The following is a 17,942-nucleotide window of genomic DNA, read 5'->3' as shown; positions in this document are numbered from 1 at the left end:
GGGTTAGCCGTAGGCGTAACCCACCGCTTTGCTATCCACGCGGGTGAAGGTTGGTGGGTTACGCCCTGCGATCGCGCTTCGCGCAATCGCAGCGCTAACCCACCCTACGACAACGGTGCAAGCCGTCAGTGCTTCCCCGGCCCCATATACCCGAACAAGAATCCCGCCACCTTGCGCATCTGGATCTCCTCGCTCCCTTCGGTGATGCGATAGCGGCGGTGATGGCGGTAGATATGCTCGAACGGCTTGTGGCGTGAGTAGCCCATGCCGCCATGGACCTGCATGGCGCGATCGGCGGATTCGCAGCAGAGGCGGTTTGCCCAGTAATTGCACATCGAGACGCGGTCGGAGAGCGTGCGCTCGACCTGCTCCTCAGTGAGTTGATCCATCTCCCAGGCGGTCTTGCGGATCAGAAGGCGCAGCATCTCGGCCTGCGTGGCGAGTTCGACCAGCGGGAATTGGATCGCCTGATTCTCGGCGAGCGCCCGGCCGAACGGCTTCCGCTCACGCGCATACTTCACGCTTTCGTTGATGCAGTAGACGGCGGCGCCGAGCGAGCTCGCGGCCTGCCTGATGCGGTTCTGATGGACAAAACATTGCGCCAGCGACAGGCCGCGGCCGACCTCGCCGAACAGCGCATCTTCCGGGACGAACACATCCGTAAAACTGACGCGCGGATGGTCGGTCGGCATGTTGAAGGTCCACATGTACTCCTCGACCTTGACGCCGTGGCTCTTGGCCGGCACCAGGAAGCAGGTAATGCCGCGCGCATCGCCGTCATTGCCGCTGGTGCGCGCGAACAGCGCGCAATGCGTGGCGACGTGCATGCCTGTCGTCCACATCTTCTCGCCGTTGATGATCCAGCCCTTGACGTTGTCGCGGGTCGCAGGCACCGCGCGCGTCTCCATGTGGGTGGCGTCGGAGCCGTGATTGGGCTCGGTCAGACCAAAGGTGATGCGGTACTTGCCCTTGATCGAGCCGTCGATCATCGCCTTCTGGTCGTCGCGGCCGTAGCGGTCGAGCATGGTCGCCACGGGAAAATTTCCGACGATGGAATGCTCGTTCTGGAGGTCGTTGTGCAGGCCAAGACCCTTTGCGGCAAAATGCTCGCGGATCACGGCCATCCAGAGGTTCGAGCCGTCCTTGCCGCCATATTGCTTCGGCACGGGAAAGCGCAGATGACCGGCGGCATCCGCCAGGTCCTTGGCCTTGCGCAGCAGCTGCTCCCATTCGTGCCGCGGCAGGCCGCCGTTCTCGAAATCGGTGCGCGCCCATTCGCGGCGATGATCGAAGAAGCGGATATTGTCGTCGACCTGTTCCAGCGGCTTGATCTCGCGTTCGATGAAACGGTCGAGCTCTCCGAGATAGGCGACGAGATCGGCAGGCAGTGAGAAATCCACAGGTTCTCTCCCGGATTGATTTTGTCGTTTTGCGTTAAGGCGCTAGGCGCGTTTCCGCTTCGTGCGATTAAGCTGAGAAGAGCGCGCGCAAGTCAAGCGAAGCGAGACGTGTGGCACACGCAAGGCCCGTCGGCGCAATTCGATAGTGCGCAGGCATTGGCGCGCGGTAGTATGACGTCAATATTCCTTCACGAGAAAATGCGGGAGCGCGCGATGGAGCTGAAATTTTCGAAGGTGGAACGCAAGGGGCCGATCACGATCGTGACGCTGTCGCGGCCCGAGGTCTACAACGCGCTGCACACCGATGCGCATTTCGAGCTGCAGAAAGTGTTCGACGATTTCTCTGGAGATCCCGAGCAATGGATCGCTGTTATCACCGGCGCCGGCGACAAGGCGTTCTGTGCCGGCAACGACCTGAAATGGCAGGCGGCCGGCGGCAAGCGCGGCTGGGACAAGGGCGGCTTTGCCGGCCTTACCTCGCGGTTCGACTGCGACAAGCCGATCATCGCCGCTGTGAACGGCGTCGCCATGGGCGGCGGCTTCGAGATCGCGCTCGCCTGTGATCTCATCATTGCCTCGGAGAATGCGACCTTCGCCCTGCCCGAGCCGCGCGTGGGCCTTGCCGCACTCGCCGGCGGCCTGCACCGGCTGCCGCGGCAGATCGGCCTGAAGCGCGCCATGGGCATGATCCTCACGGCGCGCCACGTCAGCGCCAAGGAGGGTCTCGAGCTCGGCTTCGTCAACGAGGTGGTGCCGCAGGGCGAGGCGCTGTCGGGCGCGCTGCGCTGGGCGGAGATGATCACCAAGAACTCGCCGATGTCGATCCGGGCCTCGAAGCAGGCGATCCAGAAGGGGCTCGGCGTCTCGCTGGAGCAGGCGATCGCGGAGCAGCGGGACTATCCGGCGGTGCAGGCGATGGTGGCGTCGCAGGATTACATCGAAGGTCCGAAGGCGTTCTCGGAGAAGCGGTCGCCGAAATGGGTGGGGAAGTAGGCCAGGCTGTCATTCCGGGGCGCGCCCTCTTGGGCGCGAGCTACGATGCGCAATTGCGCATCTGAGAATCCATTGGGCCACAGAAATCGTAGATGAATGGATTCCGGGCTCGTCGCTACGCGACGCCCCGGAATGACAGCGGAAGATGTGGCCGCGCCTACCCGCCTCGCCCCAACTCGCGCTTGTACGACGCGTAATTCGGCTGATCGACTGCGAGTTTGTCCATCGTTGTCGCCCACAGATGCTCGGCAAGGCCCGGCGTTGCGAGGTCGACTTCGCCCTTCGCTATTCGCTGGGCGAGCGCGCGGTTGAGGTCGGTGACCGAGCCGTCCATCCCGAGCAGCGCGCGCAGACGCGCCACTTCCGCAGCATCGCTCCCCTCCTCCCGCGTCAGCTGCCGCGTGACGAGGTCGAGGATGTTGATGGCGACGCGCAGCTTGAAGGCCTGGTGGCCGGAGATCAACGGCGCGATGTCGTTGCGCAAGAAATCGGCGACTGATTTGGTCAGCTCGATCGGGGTCGGCTCGTCCTGCATGTGTCAGCTCCCGCGCGGCGCCAAGAGCCGCAACAGATCGATCTCGGTTTCGCTGGCGCGGCGGCCGATCATGGCGCGTTCCATGGAATGGTCGGGCCCCTCGCGAAACCGCTGCATCATGCCGCCGCACATGATGCCCCAGCGCAGCGTGCCCATTACTTCCCAGAATTTGACGCGTTCCGGATCGACCTTGCGGCCTGCCGCTTCATAACCCGCGAACAATTCCTCGCGCGTGCCAAAACCGCCGACGGGCCTGTCGATCTCGCCGAAGCGCCAGGAATTGACGCAGACCCAGCCGAGATCCTCCATGGGATCGCCGAGATGGGCAAGCTCCCAGTCCAGCACAGCGCGAACGCCGTCGGCGCCGATGATGAGATTGCCGTTGCGGAAATCGCCGTGCACCAGCGTGGTCTCGGTTGACGGGCCGGGATCGTGGTCGCGCAGCCAGCGCAGCGCCAGCTCGAACACGGGCTTGGGCCAGTTCAGGCTGCGATAATCGCGCTCGAACTCGGAAATCTCCTGCGTGGCGCCGCGGCTGCGCAGCTCCGGCAGCCGGTTTTTTGGCAGTCGATGGAGACCTGCGAGAATGCCGCCGATCTGCCGCGCCAGATGCGGCCGCGCCGCCTTATATTGGTCATCGCGAAGAATCTTGCGCGCGATGGTCTCGCCCTCGACCCTTTGCATGATGAAACCGGTGCCGAGATCATCCTCCGGCACCAGCACATGCATCACGCGCGGCGACGGCACGCCGGCCTCGAAGGCGAGCTGCATCAGCTGCGCTTCGGCCGCAAGACCCGCCGCGCGCGTGGGCGCCGCGCCATATCCCTTCGGCGAGCGGCGCAGGATCGCGCCGATCTCACCATCGGGATGCGTAATGTCGAAGCGCCAGGTTTCCTGGCTGGCGCCGCCCGACAGCTTGGCCGCGCCGGTGACGCCGGTCGCGCCCTTGCACCAGCGCCGGACGCTGCGTGAAAGCTCGGCCTCGATCATTTGCCTTTGAACTGCGCGGGCCGCTTCTCCAGGAACGCGCCGACGCCCTCTCGGAAATCCTGGGTGTCGCCGGCGCGGAGCTGGCACTGGAATTCCAGGTTGAGCTGATCCTCGAAGGAATTCTCCGGGCTGTCCCAATAGAGCTTGCGGATCAGCGACAGCGCCACCGTCGGGCCGCTGGCGAGATCGCGCGCGAGCTTCATCGCTTCCTCCATCAGCGCGCCGTCGTCATAGACGCGGTTGACGAGGCCCCATTCCAGCGCCTTCTCAGCCGGCAGCCGCTCGCCCATCAGCGACAATTCGATCGAACGGGCGCGGCCGACGAGGCGCGGCAACAGCCAGGTCGAGCCGCAATCCGGCACGAGACCGATGCGGCGGAAAGCCTGCAGGAAGTAGGAGGACCGCGCGCACAGGATCATGTCGCCGAGCAGCGCGAAGCTCATGCCGGCGCCTGCGGCCGGGCCGTTGACGGCGGTGACGATCGGGCAGTGCAGATTGCGGATGCGGCGCAGGAAGGGATGAAAGCCGGTCTCGAGCGTCATTCCGGCCTTGGTCTTCTTCGACTGGTTGTTACGGCCTTGCAGGTTGGCACCGGTGCAGAAGGCGCGACCCGCGCCTGTCAGCACGACGCAGCGCACCTCGTCCTTCTTCTCCTCGATCGCATCGAGTGCTTCGGAAAGGCCGCCCAGCATGTCCACGGAGACCGCATTCATCACCTCCTGATGGTCGAGCTTGAGGATCGCGACCGCGCCATCGAAATCGAGCGTGACGTGTTTGAACTGCATGGTTTCCTCGTGCGTTGCGGCCCGCGTCAGTTTCGCAGACCGGAATTCCTTTTGCCGGGGCGCATATTTGATTTTTGGCGCGGTCTTGTCCATGGTGATCAGAGCATAGCAAGCAATCTTGCGCGCAGCGGCTGATGCGCCGCAGACGTAAAGACAGGAAACGCGCCATGAACCTTTTCGACCTCTCCGGCCGCGTGGCCGTGATCACTGGCGGCAATGGCGGGATCGGCCTCGGCATCGCGCAGGCGCTCGCCGCCCAGGGCTGCAATGTCTCGATCTGGGGCCGCAATGCGGACAAGAACAAGGCGGCTGCCGCAAGCATGGCTGGCCTGTCGGGCAAGGTCGATGCCCGCGTCTGCGACGTCACCGATCCGGCTTCGGTCAATACCGCGATGAAGGCGACGCTCGACACCTTCGGCCGGGTCGATGGCTGCTTCGCCAATGCCGGCATCGGCGGCGGCGGCCGCAGGTCCTTCATCGAGCGCACCGAGGAGGAATGGCGCACGATGTTCGCGACCAATCTCGACGGCGTGTTCCACGCGTTCCAGGCCGCGGCCAAGCACATGACCGAGCGCGCCAATGCCGGAGATCCCTTCGGCCGGCTGGTCGCGACCTCGAGCCTGGCGTCGATCTTCGGCACCGCCCGCAACGAGCATTATGCGGCGACCAAGGCCGCGATCAACGCGCTGGTCCGCGCGCTCGGCGTCGAGCTGGCGCGCCACGGCGTCACCGCGAATGCGATCCTGCCCGGCTGGATCAAGAGCGACATGACGTCAGGCCTGATGGCCAACGAAAAATTCGTCGCCAACGTGATGCCGCGGATACCGATGCGGCGCTTCGGCGAGGCGTCCGATTTCGGCGGCATCGCCGTGTATCTGATGAGCAAGGCGTCGTCGTATCACACCGCCGATACGTTCGTGATCGACGGCGGCTATACCGCGTTCTGAGGCTTCGTAGGGTGGGCAAAGGCGCGCTTGCGCCGTGCCCACCTTGAGCACTTTTCGAATGTCGTGGTGGGCACGCTGCGCTTTGCCCACCCTACGGCTTCTCGTTTTGTCAGCGCAGAAGGGAAATGGGCAAATGTTCTCGCACATCATGATCGGCACCAACGATCTCGACAAGGCCAAGACGTTCTACGACAATCTGCTGAGCACGATCGAGGTTCGTCCGGCCAGGGTCGACGGCCACCGCATCTTCTACATCACCAAGACCGGCGTGTTCTCGGTGTCGAAGCCGATCAACGGCGAGCCGGCGACCTGCGCGAATGGCGGCACCATCGGCTTTGCGTGCAATTCGCCCGAGCAGGTCGATGCGTGGCACGCGGCTGGCCTCGCGGCCGGCGCAAAATCGATCGAGGATCCGCCGGGCGTGCGCCAGGGTCCCGGCGGCAAGCTCTATCTCGCTTATCTGCGCGACCTCGACGGCAACAAGATCTGCGCGATGCATCGGATGGCGAACTGACGTAACCACCGCTGTCATTCCCCGCGCAAGCGGGGAATCCAGTACGCCGCGGGCTCTCGGTTCAATCACGACCTTCTCGGAGTACTGGATCGCCCGCCTTCGCGGGCGATGACAGCTGAGAGTGGGCGTGCCGTCAGCGAATCCTCACACCGCCATTCAAACAACATTTCAAACACCTCGCGATATTCCATCGCGTGGCATGGCTGCGCGTGAAAAATGCGCGCTCGCACTTTGGCCGGGCTGCGACTATTCTCCCGACCAGAACGATCTCAGCGTCCCCGGGAGGAACAATGACAAAACACAGCTACATTCCCCGTACCACCAACTACACCCTCAATCCCGGCGACGAGCTGAACGACCTCCGCATGTCGGACCAGGTCCGGCCGCTCTATGACCACGTCAGGAAATTCATCCGCGACACCGTCGAGCCGATGTCGATCGAGTTCGCCAAGGCCGGCGAGGGCAAGGAGGACCGCTGGAGCTTCACTCCGAAGCAGCTCGAGGTGCTGGAGAAGGCCAAGAACAAGGCCAAGCAGGAAGGCCTCTGGAACTTCTTCCTGCCCGACGACGAGACCGGACAGGGCCTGAAGAACCTCGACTACGCCTATATCGCATCCGAGCTCGGCAAGAGCCCGCTGGCATCCGAGACCATGAACTGCTCGGCGCCTGATACCGGCAACATGGAGGTGCTGGAGCGCGTCGGGACCAAGGAGCAGAAGGAGAAGTGGCTGAAGCCGCTGATGAACGGCGAGATCCGCTCGGCCTATGTCATGACCGAGCCGAACGTCGCCTCCTCCGACGCCAAGAACATCTCGACGACCGCGAAACTGGTCGGCGACGAATGGGTGATCAACGGCGAGAAGTACTACATTTCCGGCGTCGGCGATCCCCGCTGCAAGATCCTCATCGTGATGGTGAAGACCAATCCGGACGCGGCGCCGAGCAAGCAGCAGTCGCAGATCCTGGTGCCGCGCGACACGCCCGGCGTTGAGGTGCTCGGGCCCATGTATGTGTTCGGCCAGGACCACGCCCCGCGCGGCCACATGCACATGCGCTTCAACAATGTCCGCGTCCCCAAGGAGAACATCTTGCTCGGCGAAGGCCGCGGCTTCGAGATCTCCCAGCTCCGCCTCGGCCCGGGCCGTATCCATCACTGCATGCGCACCATCGGCAAGGCCGAGAAGGCGCTCGATTTGATGGTGCAGCGCGGCCTCACCCGCGAGGCCTTCGGCAAGAAGATCGCACATCTCGGCGGCAACATGCAGATCATCGCGCAGGCGCGCTGCGAGATCGAGGCGATGCGGCTGATGGTGCTGAAGGCGGCCAAGGCGATGGACGTGCTCGGCAACAAGGAGGCCCGCGTCTGGGTTTCCATGGTCAAGGCCATGGTGCCCGAGCGCGCCTGCAAGATCATCGACCAGTCGATCCAGATGCACGGCGCCACCGGCATCTCGCACTGGACCCCGCTCGCCGAGATGTACCAGGACGTGCGCCATTTGCGCTTCGCGGATGGTCCGGACGAGGTGCATTGGATGGTGGTCGGACGCCACGAGCTGAGCATGGCATGAACCACGAGATGCCGTAGGGTGGGCAAAGGCGCGCTCTTCGCGCGCCGTGCCCACCATCGCGGCTTCGCAAGGAATGGTGGGCACGCTTTCGCTTTGCCCACCCTACGAAGCTTTCCTACCCAAGGAGCCTTCATGGAGTACGCCACCAGCGACCTGACGCCACGCGAGCGCTACAAGGTGCTGACGTCCTTCATCCTGCCGCGGCCGATCGCGTGGGTAACCTCGATCGGGCCAACCGGCGTGGTCAACGCCGCCCCGTTCAGCTTCTTCAACGCCTTCTGCGAGGATCCGCCGCTCTGCATGTTCGCGGCCAACCGCAAGCCCGATGGCCAGGACAAGGACACGTTTCTCAACATCCAGCGAACCGGCGAGTTCGTGGTCAACATCGCCGACGAGCCGCTGGCGAAAGCGATGCACGACAGCAGCGGCGATTTTCCGCCCGAGATCGGTGAGCCCGATTATCTCGGCCTCAAGCTTGCTCCCTCCGCGAAGATTGTGGTGCCGCGGCTCGCCGACGCGCCCTGGGCGATGGAGTGCAAGCTCTGGAAACTGATCGACGTCAACGACGATCGCCGGTTGATCATGGGGGAAGGCATCCATTTCCACATCCGCGACGAGCTCTGGGACGACAAGGCCATGCGGGTGCACATGGACCGCTATCACCCGATCGGCCGCATGTTCGCCGATCGCTACTGCCGCACCGATGACCGCGTGGTGTTTCCAGCGGCGGAAGGTGTGAAGACCAAATAGCCGAACCAGGGAGCGAGATGATGCCCGAAGCCTTTCGCGACAACGAGGAACGCAGCCGGTTCGAACTCGACGTCGACGGGCCCATCGCCTTGGTCACATACCGCAAGACCGATGGCGCGATCACGCTGGTGCATACCGAGGTGCCGCCGGAGCTCGGCGGCCGCGGCATCGGCTCGAAGCTCGGCCGCGCCACGCTGGATGCGGTACGGGCGCAGGGGCGCAGGCTCTCGGTCGAGTGCGACTTCATCCGCAACTTCATGCGCAAGAATCCGGAATACGACGATCTCCTCGCCGCGGGTGAGAACGCCCATGCGGAGCCGCAGGCGAGCTATCGCGCCGGCTGCTTCTGCGGAGCCGTCGAGGTCGAGGTCACGGGCAAGCCCATGTTTTCAGGCTATTGCCATTGCGCCGACTGCCAGGCGTGGTCGGCGGCGCCGATCAACGCCTTCAGCCTGTGGAAGTCGGACAGTGTGCGCATCATCAGGGGCGAGGCAGAACTCGGGACGTTCAACAAGACGGAGCATTCCTACCGAAAGTTCTGCAAACGCTGCGGCGGCCACGTCATGACCGAGCATCCGCGGATGCGACTGATCGACGTCTACGCCAATCTGCTCAGGGGTTACCGGCACCAACCGACGCTGCATGCGAACTACGCGAGCAAGATGGTGTCGGTCCGTGATGGCTTGCCGAAATATTCGGACCTGCCGGCGGAGCTCGGCGGCTCCGGCGAGATGCTGCCGGATTGAGGCGAAGCTCGCCGCGCCAACTCCTACTCGCCCCGCTTGCGACTGGGCTAAGGCATATGACTCGTTGCAGCGGTCTGCGCACACGCCTCGTCCTTCGAGACGGCGCTTACGCGCCTTCTCAGGATGAGGCTCATCAGCGTCGCGCCCGTTGAAACTGCATCTGCGCACTCCTCACCTCATCCTGAGGAGCCCGCCGAAGGCGGGCGTCTCGAAGGATGGCCGCAGAGAAATCAGGTCGCCGGCGCGATCTTGTCCTGCGTCTTCGTGTCGAAATCGCCGGCGTCGTGGCGCTCGTGGAGCTGGCTGGCAGGATCGCCGGAGACGCGGTTGACCATGCGGCCGCGCTTCACGGCGGGGCGCTGCGCGATCTGGTCGGTCCAGCGCTGCACGTTCTTGTAGTCCTGCACCGAGAGAAATTCGCCGGCGCCATACACCAGCCCCTTGGCGAGCGCGCCGTACCAGGGCCACACCGCCATGTCGGCGATCGTGTATTCCTTGCCCGCGAGATATTCGTTGTCGGCAAGGCGCCGGTCGAGCACGTCGAGCTGGCGCTTGACCTCCATCGCGAAACGATCGATGGCGTATTCGATCTTGAACGGCGCGTAGGCGTAGAAATGGCCAAAGCCGCCGCCGAGATAGGGCGCGCTGCCCATCTGCCAGAACAGCCAGGACATCGCCTCGGTACGGGCCTTGATGTCCTTCGGCAGGAAGGCGCCGAACTTCTCGGCGAGGTAAAAAAGGATCGAGCCGGATTCGAACACGCGGACCGGCTCGGGCCCGGAACGATCCATCAGCGCAGGAATTTTGGAGTTCGGGTTGATATCGACGAAACCGCTGCCGAACTGGTCGCCATTGCCGATCTTGATCAGCCAGGCGTCATATTCGGCGCCCTTGTGGCCGAGCGCCAGAAGCTCCTCCAGCATCACCGTGACCTTCACCCCGTTCGGCGTCGCCAGCGAATAGAGCTGGAAGGGATGCTTGCCGACCGGGAGCTCCTTGTCGTGGGTGGGACCGGCGATCGGACGATTGATGTTGGCGAACTGCCCGCCATTTTCCTTGTTCCAGGTCCAGACTTTGGGCGGCACGTAGGCGGGGGTGTCGGTCATGAGAGGGGGCTCCGGCGGAAAGATGCGCCTGCATTAATTAGCCCTGGGATGGCCGATGACAAGGGCGCCCAGCGCATTGACCGGCGCGACAACGCCACTTTTTCGTCATGGCAGCCCCTCACCCGGGGCGCCGCGACCCGTGGGCAGCGCGCGACGCCTACACACAAGATGCCTTGCCGAATCCGGCATGTCATCGATCGGCCAGCGCCACTTTGCTTCGCCAGCGAAAGCAACGAGAACGCGGAGGCCGCCGGGAGAGAGCCATGAAATCGCCGATCTGCGACATGCTGGGCATAGAGTTCCCGCTGCTGGCTTTCAGCCATTGCCGCGATGTCGTCGCCGCCGTCAGCCGCGCGGGCGGCTTTGGCGTGCTGGGCGCCACCGTGCACACACCCGATACGCTCGAGCGCGAGCTGAAATGGATCGACGACCACGTCGACGGCAGGCCATATGGCATCGACGTGCTCATTCCGGAAAACATCTCGACCTCGGGCGAGAAGGACGTCACCTGGAAGAGCCTGGAAGCGCGCGTGCCGCAGGAGCATCGCACCTATACGCGCGAGCTCCTGAAGAAATACGATATCGAGCTGACGACCACGGAGGTCGCGGCCGATCAGCCGCAGCCGTTCGACGGAAAGACAGCGCTGCAATTGCTCGAGGTCGCCTTCAATCATCCGATCCGCCTGATCGCCAATGCGCTGGGCGTACCGCCGAAGGCCATGATCGAGATGGGCAAGACACACGGTGTGCCCGTGGCCGCCCTCGTCGGCGCCAAGGAGCACGCGCTGCGTCAGGTCGCAGCCGGCATCGACATTCTCGTGGTGCAGGGCACCGAGGCCGGTGGCCATTGCGGCGAGGTCTCGACCATGGTGCTGGTGCCCGAGGTGATCAAGGCGATCAAGCCGATCCGCGACGTCCCGGTGCTGGCGGCCGGCGGCATCATGACGGGGCGGCAGATGGCGGCCTGCATGGCGATGGGCGCGGCCGGCGCCTGGACCGGTTCGGTGTGGCTTGCGACGGTGGAAGCCGAGACCAGCGAGATTTTTCGCGAGAAGATGATCGCGGCGTCCTCGCGCGACGCGGTGCGCTCGAAGGGGCGCACCGGCAAGCCGGCCCGGCAGCTTCGCTCGGTCTGGACCGATGCCTGGGACCGCGCAGCCGAAAGCCCGGGCGCGCTGCCGATGCCGCTGCAAAGCATCATCAGCCGCGACGCCTTCAACTCGATCGATCGTGCGGCTGCAACGGGCAACGCCAAGGCGCGCGATCTCGTCAGCTATTTCGTCGGCCAGGGCGTGGGCCTGATCGACAGCGTGAAGTCGGCGGGCGCCGTGGTGCAGGAGTTCAAGGAAGAGTTCGCCGAAGCCGTCGAGCACATGAATGCGCTGGTGGCGGATTAGGTGTAGACCCTCATGGTGAGGAGGCGCGCAAGCGCCGCCTCGAACCATGAGAGCCCGCGGCCCATCCTTCGAGACGCCTGCTTCGCAGGCTCCTCAGGATGAGGTCGGAGATATCCGAGAGAGCAAAGAAGCAAGAAAAATGACGACCGTTTCCCCTGACCGCATCCCCGTCATCGTCGGCATCGGCGAGATCGTCGATCGCCCAAATGAAATCACCGAGGGCCTCGAGCCGCTCGATCTGCTCGAACACGCGCTGCGGCGCGCCGAGCAGGACGCCGGGGCCAAGCTGCTCAGTGAGGTGCAATCGCTCGACGTCGTCAACTTCCTGAGCTGGCGCTATCGCGATCCCGAGAAGCTGTTGGCGCAGCGCTTCGGCATCACGCCCGTGCATTGCTATTACGGCCCGGTCGGCGGCGAGAGCCCGATCCGCTACATCCACGAAGCCGCCAAGCGCATTGCGCGCGGCGAATGCACCGTCGCTGCCGTGTGCGGTGCCGAGGCGCAGTCGACCGCGACCAAGGCGGAGCGCGCCGGTGTCACGCTGCCATGGACGCCGTTCGCCCATGACGTGGAGGAGCCCAAGCGCGGCGCGGCGTTCCAGAAGCCGCTGGCCGTGAAGCTCGGCGTGTTCCGGCCTGTTACGGTCTATCCGTTCTACGAGGCGGCCTCCTCCGCGCATTGGGGCCAGACGCCGCGGGAGGCGATGGCGGAATCAGGCACCTTGTGGGCGCGCTATTCCGAAGCCGCCGCGCAAAATCCCAATGCCTGGCTGAAGCGGCGCTATGCGCCGGACGAGATCACGACGCCGACGGCCGACAACCGTCTGATCGCGTGGCCGTACAACAAGCTGATGGTCGCGAATCCTAGCGTCAACATGGGCGGCGCGCTGCTGCTCACGAGCCTTGCCAAGGCACGTGCGGCCGGGATCGCGGAGGACAAATTAGTCTATCCGCTCGGCGGCGCCTCGGCGGAAGAACCGCGCGACTATCTCTTGCGCGACCAGTTCTACGAAAGCCATCCGCAGAACGCCGTGCTCAGAAGGGTGATGGATCTCGCCGGCGGCGACGGCAAGAAGTTTGACGCGATCGAACTCTACAGCTGCTTCCCCTGCGTGCCCAAGATGGCGCGGCGAACGCTGGGCCTTGGCGCCGACGTGCAGCCGACGGTGACCGGCGGCCTCACGTTCTTCGGCGCACCGCTCAACACCTACATGACGCATGCGGCCTGCGCGATGGTGCGGCGGGTGCGCGACGGCGCGAAGCTCGGCCTGCTCTACGGCCAGGGCGGCTTCGTCACCAAGCATCACGCGCTGGTGGTGGCGAAGGTGCCGCCGCGCGAGACGATGGCGCAGGAGACGAGCGTGCAAGCAGAGGCCGACCGCAACAAGCACGCGGTGCCGGAGTTCACCGCGGAGGCCTCGGGCAAGGGCAAGGTCGAGAGTTTTACGGTGCTCTATGGCCGCGGCGGCGAGGTCGAGCATGGCGTGGTGATGCTGCGCACGGCGGATGACCGGCGCACATTGGCGCGGATTGCGGCAAGCGATAGCGCGACGCTGGCGCATCTGCTCAGCATGGATCGCACGCCGGTGGGTTCGATTGGCGAGATCGCGATGGCCGCGGATGGCGTGCCGGAGTGGCGGGTCGCGTGATCTCGTAGGGTGGGCAAAGCGAAGCGTGCCCACCATCTTCATGTGATCCGGAAAGATTCGTGGGCACGGCGCAAGAGCGCCTTTGCCCACCCTACGAGACCGGCGTCGTGGCGAGAGACCGCCTCACCCCTTCGGCGGCTGCTTCTCCGACGCGGTCGCCGGCTTGGCCTTGGCGCCGACCACGCGCACCGCATCGCCGTCCGACAGACCGTCCGGCGGTGCGGTGATGACGCGATCGTCCGCTGCGATCCCCGAGGCCAGCTCGATCTCGCGGCCGAGGTCGCGGGCAATCGTCACCGGCTTGAACAGCACCTTGTCATCGGCACCGACGGTCGCGACACGCAGGCCGTTGCTGTTGAAGATCAAGGCGCTGGCGGGAATGCTGAGCGGGGCGGAATCGCGCTGCAGGTTGAGCTTCACGCTGGCATAGCCGCCGGGCATCAGCTCGCCTGAGGAATTGTCGAGCCCGAGCTGCATGCGCGTGGTGCCCGAGGCGACGTCGACGGCCTGCGAGGAGGCCTCCACCGTCGCCTGGAAGGTCCGGTTCGGATATTCCGGCATCACGAGGGTGGCCTTGGCGCCGATCTTGATCGCCGGCACGTAATTCTGGGGCACGTTGACATAGACACGCAGCTTGGTGATGTCGGAGACCACGAACATCGCAGGTCCCGAGCCGCCGCCGGCATTGATCAGCGCGCCAACATCGGTATCGCGCGCGGTGACGACCCCGTCGAACGGAGCCGTGATCTTCTTGTAGCCGGCAAGCGCTTCCAGCCGCTCGACATTGGCCTGGCCCGAGCGAACCGCCGCGTTCTTGTTGGAGAGATCGGCGGTGCGCTCGTCGATTTCCTGCGCGGAGACGAAGTTGGAGGCGACCAGGGTCTTGCGGCGATTGAGAGTCGCTTCCGACAACCTCGCACTGGCCTGCTGGCTGGCGAGGTCGGCTCTAGCCTGCAGCAGTTGCTGGTCGAGGTCGGGCGCCTCGATCTCGGCGATCACTTGACCGGCCTTCACGCGCGCACCGATATCGGCGCTCCAGCTCTTGAGATAGCCGGGGACGCGGGCAAAGATCGGAGCGCGATAATAGGCTTCCAGCCGGCCCGGCAGATCGAGGGTGGCGTTGAGTGCCTTGGCGCTGGGCTGGGTCACCGCGACGCTGGGAACGGCCTGATCATCGGTCCATTCCTTCAATTTGGAGTCCTGCTCCTCGCGGGCGCGGATGCCGGTGCCGACGACGAGGCCGGCCGCGATCAGCGCCACCACGCCGAAGATGCCCAGTTTCCGGTGCGACACCGGCGAGCGGGGTTCAGTGGGCGACATGCGGGGTCTCCGAGGAGGCGGCGACTTTGGCGCCTTGTTTCTTGTGGACCATGCTGAATACCACGGGAACGAACATCAGCGTGGCAAAGGTTGCAAAGATCAGGCCGCCGATCACGGCGCGGCCGAGTGGCGCATTCTGCTCGCCGCCCTCGCCCAGGCCCAGCGCCATCGGCGCCATGCCGATGATCATGGCGAGCGCGGTCATCAGCACCGGGCGGAACCGGACGAAGCCCGCTTCCAGCGCCGCCGCGACGGGATCGCCGAGCTCCTCGTAGCGCTCGCGCGCGAACGAGATCACCAGCACGCTGTTGGCGGTGGCAACACCCATGCACATGATGGCGCCGGTGAGCGCGGGGACCGACAGCGTGGTCCCGGTCGCGAACAGCATCCAGACGATGCCGGCGAGCGCGGCCGGGAGCGCCGTGATGATCACGAACGGATCGGACCAGGACTGGAAGTTCACCACGATCAGGAAATAGATCAGCACGACAGCGCCAAGCAGGCCGAACAACAGGCCGGTGAAGGCGCTGTTCATGGTCTGCACCTGGCCGAGCAGCACCACGGAGGAACCCTTCGGCACCTCCTTGGCGGTGTCGGCGATCACCTGTCGGATGTCGGCCGCGACTGCGCCGAGATCGCGGCCCGAGGTCGTCGCAAAGATCTGCACCATCGACTGGATGTCGTATTGCGAGACCACAGCGCTCGAGCTCGATCGCCTGATGTCGGCGATGCCGCCGAGGATCGGCGACTGCCCATTGCCGGCCGCGGTGATCGGCAGCGTCTGCAGCGCACTGAGCGAATCCATCTGGTACTGCGGCGTCTGCATCACGATCGAATAGGACACGCCGTTGTCGGGGTTGAGATAATAGGTCGGCGCGACCTGCGAAGAGCCGGCGAGATTGACCACGAGGCTGTTGGTGACGTCGCGCTCGGTCAGGCCGACATATTGCGCGCGGGTGCGGTCGACGTCGATGTTGAAGGTCGGAGCGTTCGGCGATTGCTGGATGCGCGCATCGGCAACGCCGGGAATCCGGCGGACCTTGGCCAGCAGATTGTTGGCGTAGACGAAATTCGCACTGAGATTGGCGCCGCGGATCTGCAGGTCGATCGGCGCGGGCGCGCCGAAATTCAGGATCTGACTGACGATGTCGGCGGGGAGGAAGGCGAAGCTGACGCCGGGGAACAACCGCGGCAGCTGCTCGCGCAGCACCTTCACGTGCTCCTCGGTCGGCTTGTGGCTCTCTTTCAGCTTGATCTGGATGTCGCCGTCCTGCGGGCCGATCACGCCGGTGTTGTTGTAGGTCATGTTGATGCCGGAGATCGGCATGCCGATGTTGTCGGTCATGGTCTCGATCTCGCCGGGAATCAGCTTGCGGACCGCCTTCTGCACGTCGGCGAGCTGATTGGCGGTCTCCTCGACACGGGTTCCGACCTGGGTGCGGACATGCATCAGGATATTGCCCGCGTCGACGGCGGGAAAGAAGTTGCGTCCCAGGAACGGCACCAGCGCGAAGGATACGCCGACCACGCAGATGAAGCCGATCACGAACACGGCGCGATGCGCCAGCGCCAGCCCGAGGAAGCCATGGTAGCCGCCGCGGACGCGCTCGAACCGCGCCTCGAAACCACGCTGGAACCAGACCAGCGGATTGCGCGATTTCGGTGGCCCGCCTTCGTGATGGACATGCGCCTGCAGCAGATAGTTCGCCATGGTCGGCACCAGCGTGCGCGACAGGATGAAGGACCAGATCATCGCGAACATCACGGCTTCCGCCATCGGCACGAACAGGAAGCGCGCGACGCCCGAGAGGAAGAACATCGGCACGAACACGATGCAGATGCACAGCAGCGACACGAAGGCCGGCGTCACGATCTGGTTGGCGCCGTCGAGGATCGACTGCTCGACCGGCTTGCCTTGCTCCAGATGGTAATTGATGTTCTCGATGGTCACGGTGGCGTCGTCGACCAGGATGCCGACCGCGAGCGCAAGGCCGCCGAGCGTCATGATGTTGAGCGTCTCGCCGATCGCCGACAGCATGATGATGGCGCCCAGCACCGACAGCGGGATCGAGACCGCGATGATGACGGTCGAGCGCCAGCTGCCGAGGAACAACAGGATCATGACACTGGTGAGCAGCGCGGCGATCACGCCCTCGACGGCGACGCCCTGGATCGCGCCGCGGACGAACACCGACTGATCGCCGATGAAGCCGATCTTGAGCGCGTCGGGGAGCTGGTCCTTGACGTCGATGACCTTCTGCTTGATGCCGGCGATGATGTCGAGGGTCGAGGTCGCGCCCGCCTTCAGCACCATCATCAGCACCGAGCGGTTGCCGTCGACATGGACGATGTTGGTCTGCGGCGGATTGCCGTCTCTGACGGTTGCGACGTCGCGCACGTAGACCATGGCGCCGTTGACGGTCTTGATCGGGAGGTTGCCGAGCTCGTCGATCCTGAGCGGCGAGTTGTTGAGCTGGATGTTGTACTCGAATTGGCCGATCTTCTGGGTGCCGACCGGCGTGATCAGGTTCTGCGCGGCGAGCGCATTGGCGACGTCCTGGCCGGACAGGCCGCGGGCCTGGAGCGCGGTGGGATCGAGGTCGATCTGGACCTGGCGCAGCTTGCCACCGAAGGGGTATGGGATCGCCGCGCCGGGCACGGTGACCAGCGGCGTACGCAGATTGTTGATGCCGATGTCGGCGAGGTTCTGCTCGGTCAGGCCATCGCCCGACAGCGCCACCTGGATGATCGGCACGGTCGAGGCGGAGTAGTTCAGGATCAAGGGCGGCGTCGCGCCGGGCGGCATCTGCTTGATCAGCGTCTGCGAGATCGCGGTGACTTGCGCGTTGGCGGTGCGGATATCGACGTTGGGCTGGAAGAAGATCTTGATGATGCCAAAACCGTTGTAGGAATTGGCCGTGATGTGCTCGATGTCATTGACCGTCGTCGTCAGCGCGCGCTGGAACGGCGTGGTGATGCGGCCGGACATCTGGTCCGGCGGCAGGCCGGTGTACTGCCAGACCACGCCGATCACGGGGATGCGGATGTCCGGGAAGATGTCGGTCGGGGTCCGCAGCGCCGCAAGCGGTCCGATGATCAGCAGCAGGATCGCGAGCACGACAAACGTGTAGGGCCGGCTCAGGGCAATACGAACCAGAGCAATCATTCTTCGGGTAATTCCAGATCCGGGGCAAGGGAACACGCCCCCCGCGGTTCCCCTCTCTGATTACCCCAACACCGCTC

15 protein-coding genes and 1 pseudogene are annotated in these 17,942 nt (G+C 64.6%); 9 read left to right on the top strand and 7 right to left on the bottom strand.

The window, feature by feature from the left end; all coding sequences use genetic code 11:
- Positions 1 to 125: 125 nt before the first annotated feature.
- Positions 126 to 1,400 carry an acyl-CoA dehydrogenase family protein gene (locus tag CIT39_RS11300; RefSeq protein ID WP_094975280.1) on the bottom strand — a complete coding sequence of 425 codons (1,275 nt, stop codon included), beginning with the start codon at positions 1,398 to 1,400 and terminating at the stop codon, positions 126 to 128.
- Between the two features lie 213 nt (positions 1,401 to 1,613).
- Between CIT39_RS11300 and CIT39_RS11295 the strand changes: the two genes are divergently transcribed.
- Positions 1,614 to 2,393, top strand: coding sequence for an enoyl-CoA hydratase-related protein (locus CIT39_RS11295; RefSeq protein ID WP_094975281.1), 780 nt, complete (start codon positions 1,614 to 1,616; stop codon positions 2,391 to 2,393).
- 157 nt (positions 2,394 to 2,550) lie between these two features.
- Here CIT39_RS11295 and CIT39_RS11290 read toward each other — a convergent pair whose 3' ends face one another.
- The 3 genes from CIT39_RS11290 to CIT39_RS11280 are packed head-to-tail and all read right to left on the bottom strand — an operon-like array spanning position 2,551 to position 4,703.
- On the bottom strand, positions 2,551 to 2,928 hold the full coding sequence (locus CIT39_RS11290) for a DUF6285 domain-containing protein (protein WP_094975282.1): 378 nt from the start codon (positions 2,926 to 2,928) through the stop codon (positions 2,551 to 2,553).
- A 3-nt stretch (positions 2,929 to 2,931) separates the two neighbouring features.
- Positions 2,932 to 3,918, bottom strand: a complete 987-nt coding sequence (locus CIT39_RS11285; protein WP_094975283.1) for a phosphotransferase family protein — start codon at positions 3,916 to 3,918, stop codon at positions 2,932 to 2,934.
- Positions 3,915 to 4,703: an enoyl-CoA hydratase/isomerase gene (locus CIT39_RS11280; protein WP_094975828.1), complete on the bottom strand. Its 789-nt coding sequence runs from the start codon at positions 4,701 to 4,703 to the stop codon at positions 3,915 to 3,917. The genes CIT39_RS11285 and CIT39_RS11280 overlap by 4 nt, the downstream gene beginning before the upstream one ends.
- Before the next feature lie 167 nt (positions 4,704 to 4,870).
- On the opposite strand from CIT39_RS11280, the gene CIT39_RS11275 reads away from it, so the two are divergent.
- From CIT39_RS11275 to CIT39_RS11250, 6 genes and pseudogenes are all read left to right on the top strand, one after another.
- Positions 4,871 to 5,650, top strand: coding sequence for an SDR family NAD(P)-dependent oxidoreductase (locus CIT39_RS11275; protein ID WP_094975284.1), 780 nt, complete (start codon positions 4,871 to 4,873; stop codon positions 5,648 to 5,650).
- 133 nt (positions 5,651 to 5,783) lie between these two features.
- On the top strand, positions 5,784 to 6,164 hold the full coding sequence (locus CIT39_RS11270) for a VOC family protein (protein WP_094975285.1): 381 nt from the start codon (positions 5,784 to 5,786) through the stop codon (positions 6,162 to 6,164).
- Positions 6,165 to 6,454: 290 nt separating this feature from the next.
- Positions 6,455 to 7,732, top strand: coding sequence for an acyl-CoA dehydrogenase family protein (locus CIT39_RS11265; RefSeq protein ID WP_094975286.1), 1,278 nt, complete (start codon positions 6,455 to 6,457; stop codon positions 7,730 to 7,732).
- 132 nt (positions 7,733 to 7,864) lie between these two features.
- Positions 7,865 to 8,482, top strand: a complete 618-nt coding sequence (locus CIT39_RS11260) for a flavin reductase family protein (protein ID WP_094975287.1) — start codon at positions 7,865 to 7,867, stop codon at positions 8,480 to 8,482.
- 17 nt (positions 8,483 to 8,499) lie between these two features.
- Positions 8,500 to 8,709 (top strand): annotated as a pseudogene (locus CIT39_RS11255) (GNAT family N-acetyltransferase); the annotation flags it as partial.
- 156 nt (positions 8,710 to 8,865) lie between these two features.
- Positions 8,866 to 9,228: a GFA family protein gene (locus tag CIT39_RS11250; protein ID WP_244607620.1), complete on the top strand. Its 363-nt coding sequence runs from the start codon at positions 8,866 to 8,868 to the stop codon at positions 9,226 to 9,228.
- A 230-nt stretch (positions 9,229 to 9,458) separates the two neighbouring features.
- Here the strand turns inward: CIT39_RS11250 and yghU are convergent, their stop codons facing one another.
- The gene (gene yghU / locus CIT39_RS11245; RefSeq protein WP_094975288.1) at positions 9,459 to 10,334 is read right to left on the bottom strand and encodes a glutathione-dependent disulfide-bond oxidoreductase; all 876 of its coding nucleotides are present in this window, start codon (positions 10,332 to 10,334) and stop codon (positions 9,459 to 9,461) included.
- 263 nt (positions 10,335 to 10,597) lie between these two features.
- Between yghU and CIT39_RS11240 the strand changes: the two genes are divergently transcribed.
- Both CIT39_RS11240 and CIT39_RS11235 read left to right on the top strand, forming a co-directional pair.
- Positions 10,598 to 11,731: a nitronate monooxygenase gene (locus CIT39_RS11240; protein WP_094975289.1), complete on the top strand. Its 1,134-nt coding sequence runs from the start codon at positions 10,598 to 10,600 to the stop codon at positions 11,729 to 11,731.
- A gap of 139 nt (positions 11,732 to 11,870) precedes the next feature.
- Positions 11,871 to 13,379, top strand: coding sequence for an acetyl-CoA acetyltransferase (locus tag CIT39_RS11235; RefSeq protein WP_094975290.1), 1,509 nt, complete (start codon positions 11,871 to 11,873; stop codon positions 13,377 to 13,379).
- A gap of 123 nt (positions 13,380 to 13,502) precedes the next feature.
- On the opposite strand, the gene CIT39_RS11230 is transcribed toward CIT39_RS11235, so the two are convergent.
- On the bottom strand, positions 13,503 to 14,699 hold the full coding sequence (locus CIT39_RS11230; RefSeq protein ID WP_094975291.1) for an efflux RND transporter periplasmic adaptor subunit: 1,197 nt from the start codon (positions 14,697 to 14,699) through the stop codon (positions 13,503 to 13,505).
- Positions 14,686 to 17,865 (bottom strand): efflux RND transporter permease subunit, encoded by a 3,180-nt coding sequence (locus CIT39_RS11225; protein WP_094975292.1) that lies wholly within the window; start codon positions 17,863 to 17,865, stop codon positions 14,686 to 14,688. The genes CIT39_RS11230 and CIT39_RS11225 overlap by 14 nt, the downstream gene beginning before the upstream one ends.
- Positions 17,866 to 17,942 lie beyond the last annotated feature (77 nt).

The organism is Bradyrhizobium symbiodeficiens, from assembly GCF_002266465.3.
GTDB classification, from domain to species: Bacteria; Pseudomonadota; Alphaproteobacteria; order Rhizobiales; family Xanthobacteraceae; genus Bradyrhizobium; species Bradyrhizobium symbiodeficiens.
Note: the sequence above shows the minus strand (reverse complement) of the source record. Positions and strands in the feature narration are given on the sequence as shown.